Here is a 6,064-nt window from a genome sequence, read left to right as displayed (position 1 = left end):
TACCTCTGCAATTTGCCGCCGGAGACGTCATTTGACCATTTGGTTCGGGTGACCAAACAACGGTGGGCGTGTGAGCTGGGCCACCGGGAGCTCAAGCAGGAAGTGGGGCTGGATCATTTTGAGGGGCGGACTTGGCAGGGCCTGCACCACCATGCGGTGCTGTGTCTTGTGGCTTTGCTGTTCTTGCAATGGCTGCGACTGGCCCAATTGGACGGCTTTTTTGGTGACTCTGTGCCAGCCATCAGAAGGGAGATCGCCGGGGAGACTCCCCGGCGATTCCAACGTCCGCGTTTGTATTGCTCGTGCTGCACGGCCTTATTCAGTGGACCCTGAATTTCCCCGAAGTACAGTTATTGATCCCTGCGGAAATTGGTAGCGTGCCAGAGTACCGGGGCTCGTGAGACCAGTCGGGATAGTTACTGGCTTCCTGAGTTCGCGAGAACTCTGACTGGCGCTGCGTTGCGCTACGAATCAAGGCAGGGATCAGTAGATGTACTCTCGGATCAGTAGTCGTCCGCCGCGAACGCCTGCGGGGTGACCAGTGCGCGGCGGAGTGGATACGCGTGACGCTCACCCTCACCTGAGGCCCCCACTGGGGGCGGCGCGAAGATGAGCGGGGGCGCGGGCGGCGGCGCGGGTAGCCTGCGCGCATGACGGACGTCGCGCGCTTCGTGCAGGACCACCCCTACCAGCTGCTGTACGCCCTGATCGGCCTGGGCGTGGTGCTGGTGATCAACGAGATCCGCCACGCCGTGGAGAAGGCCGCGATTCGCCGCGCGTTCTTCCGCCCAGCCGCGCCAGCGCTCGCGGGCGTCCCGGCCGCGGCGCCGGTCGCGCCGCCTGCCGCGAAGACGGGCGGGGCGCTGGGCAGCGTCGTGCTGACCGTGGTGGTGCTGGCCGGGGCGTTCTACGTGCTCCCGTCGCTGCTCGGGCAGGGGAGTGGCCTCGCGCCGGTGGCCAGCGCCATGACCAATGGCACCTACACCGGCATGGGCCGCAACGCCCTGAGCAGCGTGAACCTCACGCTCGACCTGAACCTGACCGGCAGCCCGAAGCTCATCGTGCTGACCAGCCCGACGGTGGGCCGCCTCTACCTCGATGGGCAGGCCACCCCGGAGAGCACGGGCACGTTCCTGACCGGGAGGCTTATCAACGAACAGCAGGTACCAGTGGGCACGCTGAACGCGCACGTGACGCCCACCAGCGTCACCGGCACGGCCGGCGTTGGTCCCCTGCAATGGCAGCTGGACCTGCGCCGCTAATTCGAGACATGAAGACAGAAGGCTCTCCCGTCCGCAAGCTCACACTGGGCTCCGCAGCCGCGCTGCCCTTTTGCTCAACGAAGGAATCATCACATGCGACTCACTGAATTAACGATTTCTGGCCTTCGATGCTATGCATCGAGCATCACGTTGCCCATGCACAGCCTGACGGTGCTCATCGGAGAGAACGACTCAGGCAAGTCAACGGTGGTCCGTGCCCTCCAATTGCTGTTGAGCCAGCTGAATCCAAGCGTGGACGATTACGCGCAGGAGGCCGATGGTCACGCCGCCTCGCGGTTTGAGCTCACCGGACGGTTCGTGCTCGATGACTCATGGGATGTCGGAGGCTTCGATTTCGAAGAGAACGGAACCCGGTTCCTTGTCATCCGGAAATCTTATTCCGTGACTGGCCGACCGCAATGCTGTATTTATGGCGAGGTCTACGAGGATGATCGATTCAACACCTATCAGGACCAGAATGCCAACGATCTGAAGGCCCTGGTGAGATCGTTGGGGCTTGAATCAAGAAACACAAAGGCTGAGAACGTCTCAATCATTACCCAGCACCTTGACCGGACGCCACTGCCAAAATTGCTGTCCTGGAAGGAAGTTAATTTTGGTGTACTTGAGGCGTATCTCCCGCATTTCGAGACTATTCTTTCTACGGATTACAAGGATCCGAGCGCGATTATTCAAGGTTCCATCCAAGCAACTATGCAGGAGCGGGTGCGGCAAATTGAAACAGAAGGTCACACTCTGCACGGCGCGGCGAACACCATCAAGGCCTGGGTCGAAGGCCAGGTCGATGACGAGGCGGAGGGCCTGCCCGCAGCCGTGAACGCCTCGCTGCCCTCCCTGCGGGGCGTCAAGATCAGCGCTCGGGTTGATTTTTCCCGGTTGGTCGCCGTGACATCGGTCGCCTTGGATATGGGCCGGGGGTATCACCCGCTGGCCAGTTTTGGCGAAGGCACCAGGAAAAAGTTGTGGATGAGTCTGCTGGAATCCCGTCAGCAGTCACAGGACGAATCAAGGTTGAGCCGGCCTGTGCTTCGGGTGTATGACGAACCGGATCTCAACCTTGACTACGCCGCTGAGAAACGACTCTTCGATTACATCTCTAACAGCTCGAAAGCCGAGGGGTCGAAAGTGCAGAATATTCTCTGCACGCACTCGGTGACGCTCGTGGACCGCGCTCCGCCTGAATGCATCAGTCTGATCAGAGTCCAGGAGGACGGCGCGCGGCACATCGAGAACCTGAGCACCGTCGGAGGGGCCAGCGTCGAGTCCCGCATCAGAGCGTTCTTCGACAGCATCGGGACCCAACTGCAGATCAGAAACACTGAACTGTTCTATGAAAAGGGCTACCTCGTCTGCGAAGGAGAAACCGAGGAAGAACTCCTGCCCCTGCTGTACAGGAGGGTGTTTGGCCGCACCGTGGTGGAAGACGGTATCCGCCTGCTGAACATGCACACCTGCGGTAACTGGCGGACCACGCTGGAATTCCTCGGGACCAACAGAATGCAGAAGACGGTCATCTTGCTGGACCGGGACGCCACGTTCCCAGCGTCATCAGCCCGCATCACGGAGCAGAGCCTCCGCGACATCGGTTTCGTCGACGGCATGCACTTCGTGGGAACAAAGGAGCTCGAGGACGCTTTTGACGACACGGCGATCGCTGAAGCGCTGCAGTGCGAATTTCCGCGGGACGACGGCCAGTCCTGGATGCCGGAGCACATTCACTTAATCCGGAACAATACGCTCTCAGCTGATCCGAAATTCTCCGAGGACCTGAAAAACTTCGTGAAATCAACAGTGATTCCTCAAAAGCGCAACGAGGTGAAAAAGGTGTCCATTGGGCGGTGCCTGGGCCTTCATTGCGACCTTGGACGAATTCCACCCGAGATCAGGGACGCCCTTCAGGCGGTCCGCCAACGAGCTGGCATTGCCTGAGATGAGATCAACATTCATCTGGTGATCTCGTCCCAGGGGCGGTGGGTTCAGTGGGGTTCGGGACGATGGCCGTGTAGACCACGTGGTGCACCTGGCTGCTCCGCCAGCGTGGTGCCGCAGGCCATCTAATTGGCGGCGTGCGGTCTCAGCTTCACTGCACGGGGAAGGGTTGAATGACGGTATGAACCTGGGTTCACTACCCTGACTGAACCAACACGTTGACCAATGCCGCGGCGAGGCCTGGGTATTCAGGACGCTGGCGCCGCTCACGTGAGTCACCAGCTGTCGATCCCAGTGGAGCCTGGTCCGCGGAGGTCGATGTGGCCCTGTCGCGTCACCCGGTACTGGCCACCGAAGGTCCCTCCCGCATGCACGCCCACCACCCGAACGAAAAGGCGGCTCTGAACGACGGGTGACACGACAAGCTGTTCCACGGCCGTGAGGGGCGCCGGGTCCTGCTGCGTGCCTCTCAGCAGCCGGTCCGTGAGCAGGAGTTCCGCCATCGGAACGAACAGTTCGCTCTCGCGGTGATGGGCTGAGAGTTGCTGGTGCAATTGGGCCAAGCGTGGACCGACCGGGCTCAGGGCTTGAACGAAGCTGAGACCGCTGCTGCCTCGCCGAGTAGGGAGTGAAGTGCCGAACAGTAGGGCATCCATGGCCGCTTCCAGTTGTTCCTCGCCGCTCTCCCCGTTGGCAATGGGAATGATCGATAGGACACTTGTCGACGCGGGCCGCAGACTGGCGGAGATGCGTTGGGTCACTGCGTACCGGCTGGCCCGCTCCTCGTACACGCTCACCTGTTCGGCGTCAAACACTTCGCGCGCCATGGTGAAGGGGCGCGTGTAGGTGGACGCTCCTAGTGCGGACACGATCTGTCGGTCACGCAGGCTGGCGTCCAGCGTGACACTCTGACGCTGCCGCTGGGTATTCCATGAGTCGTCCACTGTGGGTGGAAGGATCACGCGCGTCACTGGAAAGACGACGTGTCCAAGCTTGATCCAGGTGGTGGATTCAGCCTCCGCCAGCCGGGTAAGACCCTCGCGCACAGCGCGTTGCAGCTCATCGATCGTGCTGAAGCGGGCCACTGTGTGAACACCTTCAAACTGTGAAACAAGCGCTTGCATGGCTGGTTCCCTCTCAACGCCCAGCTTGTTGTAGGCCAGTACGGGCTTGAAGGCGGCGTACGCGGTGTCGTATTCCAGGTGCGTGGCGCTCCGGCCCTGGGCGTCGCCGATGACTGGAGCGCCGTACCGTTCACCTGCGATAAAGAGGTAGATGTCAGCGCGGCCGACCTCCGGGTGGTACACCTGCGCTGGGTCGCCGGGTGAGGAGAACCGCTCGAAGTACCTGGGCGTGGCGCCGAGGTCGGTGATTGTTTGGGCCACAGCCTCGCGCTCGGGCATGAGGTCACGCATCGTTGAGGAGATCATCACCGTGCGGCCGCGTGCCCAGGAGCGCAACTGATCAACGTCGAGACTGGGTAATGGGGACGTTAGGTCCAGAAGCAGAGGCTCAGGTGAAGGCATACCTCAGTCTAGCGGCGTTATGTTCTGCACGTATTTAGAAAAGGTATGGTTCGCGACTCAGCTGCCCTTGGCGGGCCGCGCTCGATTTTGTCTTGGCGTGCTCAGGGCCCTCCACTGATCATTCATGTGTTGGGAATTCATAGCTTGAAAGGCTTCGAGTGAACTCACCGTCACGACTTCAGAGACGACCAATGGACTGCGTTACAGCCATACGTTCCGTCAGAACGCAGATTCCGCTGTCGATCTCGGCTCAATCCTCGGGCTCCCCTCTGCGTCCGTCGCACCGGAGCCTCCGACGTGACCTGCCACTCTCCTTCAGCAATGGGACTTCCTTCCGTACTGGCGTGCCTGCAAGGCGTGTGGACCAGCCGCCGGTCATAGTTCAGCATCTTGCGGATCATCAAGGCCAGCTTGAATGGCGTACGCAGCACATCAAATTGATGACCGTTCGAGTACACCATCACGCCACAGGACACGAGGTGTTCAGCCGTTAGGCTGAGCAGATGAAGCAGGGCGAACTGGGCTTACATCCGGTGTTGGCGCTGCAGGCGGTGAACAGCCGAGCGAAGGTGATCGGTGAGCGGTTGCAGGGTCACTTATCGCGCGAGGAGCGGCTGGCGCTGAAGCGGGAGCAGGCGTACCTGTACGAGCTGAAGAACCGCGCGGCGCGGATCCTGCTGGACGAGAGCCTGCTACGCCCGGTGGCCGTGGACCGCGGCGCGCTGCTGGTGGTCGGGGGAACGCCCGTGGGCGTGCGGGGGTTTCACCTGCCGCTGGATCAGTTTGAGGGAGACGTGGCGCGCGCGCAGGGTCAGGAGCGGCCTGTGTTTGGGCAGATCCGGGAGGCGCAGGCTACGCTGGCGCAGGTGAATCAGGCAGTGTCGGTGTTGACGCGGATTATTGTTCGCCGGCGGGTTGGCTGACCGGGTGGGGCAGGTCGAGGACGGCGTTGGCGTCGAGGTGGAGCACGGCGCAGAGGGCGCGGAGTTCGAAGTCGTACATGCTGCGTTCGGCGCGTTCGATTTTGCTGATGGTGGTGGCGGAGAGTTCCAGGCCGAAGCGTTCGGCGACGGCCTGGCTGAGTTCCTCCTGGGACCACTGTGGGTTGCGGTCCAGCCGTGCCTGTCGAATTCTGGGGCCGCTGAGGTTCATGCCCTGCCCTGCCCGTCCGAGCGCCTGGGTTTTCCGGCCCTCGAAGGTGCGGTTGGGTCGTTTGGCTTGTGCCATGGCTTCGTCACGCTAATGAGAAGCCCTCTGTTACACGAGTCTTTATTGTAGAATCTCTATTAAGTACATTATTTTGGTGTATGGCTGGCCCAGTGAGTC

General features: G+C 61.3%; 6 protein-coding genes. 4 read left to right on the top strand and 2 right to left on the bottom strand.

Features of this window, described 5'->3' with window-relative positions; translation table 11 throughout:
* The 3 genes from IEY63_RS17415 to IEY63_RS17405 form a co-directional block, all read left to right on the top strand.
* The coding region (locus tag IEY63_RS17415) for a transposase (protein WP_189070268.1) at positions 1-333 on the top strand (333 nt) is incomplete at its 5' end.
* A gap of 317 nt (positions 334-650) precedes the next feature.
* Positions 651-1,262, top strand: coding sequence for a hypothetical protein (locus IEY63_RS17410; protein WP_189070267.1), 612 nt, complete (start codon positions 651-653; stop codon positions 1,260-1,262).
* Between the two features lie 93 nt (positions 1,263-1,355).
* Positions 1,356-3,212, top strand: a complete 1,857-nt coding sequence (locus IEY63_RS17405; RefSeq protein WP_189070266.1) for an AAA family ATPase — start codon at positions 1,356-1,358, stop codon at positions 3,210-3,212.
* Between the two features lie 275 nt (positions 3,213-3,487).
* Here IEY63_RS17405 and IEY63_RS17400 read toward each other — a convergent pair whose 3' ends face one another.
* On the bottom strand, positions 3,488-4,738 hold the full coding sequence (locus IEY63_RS17400) for a DUF4062 domain-containing protein (protein ID WP_189070265.1): 1,251 nt from the start codon (positions 4,736-4,738) through the stop codon (positions 3,488-3,490).
* Between the two features lie 503 nt (positions 4,739-5,241).
* On the opposite strand from IEY63_RS17400, the gene IEY63_RS17395 reads away from it, so the two are divergent.
* Positions 5,242-5,661 carry a hypothetical protein gene (locus IEY63_RS17395; RefSeq protein WP_189070264.1) on the top strand — a complete coding sequence of 140 codons (420 nt, stop codon included), beginning with the start codon at positions 5,242-5,244 and terminating at the stop codon, positions 5,659-5,661.
* Here the strand turns inward: IEY63_RS17395 and IEY63_RS17390 are convergent.
* Positions 5,636-5,965, bottom strand: a complete 330-nt coding sequence (locus IEY63_RS17390; RefSeq protein WP_189070263.1) for a helix-turn-helix domain-containing protein — start codon at positions 5,963-5,965, stop codon at positions 5,636-5,638. The genes IEY63_RS17395 and IEY63_RS17390 overlap by 26 nt on opposite strands.
* Between the last annotated feature and the right edge of the window lie 99 nt (positions 5,966-6,064).

The organism is Deinococcus radiotolerans (assembly GCF_014647435.1).
In the GTDB taxonomy this organism is placed as follows: domain Bacteria; phylum Deinococcota; class Deinococci; order Deinococcales; family Deinococcaceae; genus Deinococcus; species Deinococcus radiotolerans.
The sequence above is the reverse complement of the archived record's forward strand: the minus strand, read 5'-3'. Positions and strand labels throughout refer to the sequence as shown.